Genomic DNA, 689 nt, shown 5'->3' on the forward strand with positions numbered 1-689 from the left:
TTCTTGTTCAATTCCTATTTTAGTATAAGAAACAAATTGATGCTGGCTTTTCCCAATTTTTTTACTGATCTCCATTTGAGTAATTTTTTGGTCTGAATTTTTTCTCCAATCATGTACAAATTGTTTTTCTAAGCCTTCAACACCGTTACCTACTAATCTAAGCTGAACATCTTCCCACGGTTTTAATCCTTTTTTTTCATCTATATACTTTTTACCTATATTGAATCCACCAATATAGCCAATTTCCCCATCAATAATCGTCATTCGACGATGATTTCTGTTATTTATCGATGCAAAAAAATAGGATAATTGCGGTTTATTAAAATAGGTAAAATGTACACCATGGTCGATTAATGATTTTCTTTCTTTCCGTTCTAATAAAATTCCACCAAGTCGATCAACAGCATAATAAACTGGAATTCCTTCATCACTCTTCTTTTTTAAGACATCTAAAAATTCATGTGAAACACGGTCATTTGAAACCGAAAAAAAGTAGATATGAACTTCCTTTTTTGCATTCCTAATATCATGAAATAATTGCTTATTTAACTTCCTTCCATTCGTAAAAATCGACAAATCACTATGTCCCATTGGATAAGTTATTGGCTTTTCAGCAAAAATATTCTTTTTTTGAGCTTTCTCCATTTCAATCTCATTTAATGCAAATAATATGACCAATAGTGAAAATT

At 30.2% G+C, this 689-nt stretch carries 1 protein-coding gene; it reads right to left on the reverse strand.

The genetic code is table 11. The annotated features are described in order from the left end of the window. Positions 1–645 (reverse strand): phospholipase D-like domain-containing protein (locus CN514_RS24965; protein ID WP_286141836.1); only part of this gene is annotated, 645 nt, incomplete at its 3' end. Positions 646–689: the final 44 nt, after the last annotated feature.

Source organism: Bacillus sp. AFS001701 (genome assembly GCF_002559405.1).
Lineage (GTDB): Bacteria > Bacillota > Bacilli > Bacillales > Bacillaceae_G > Gottfriedia.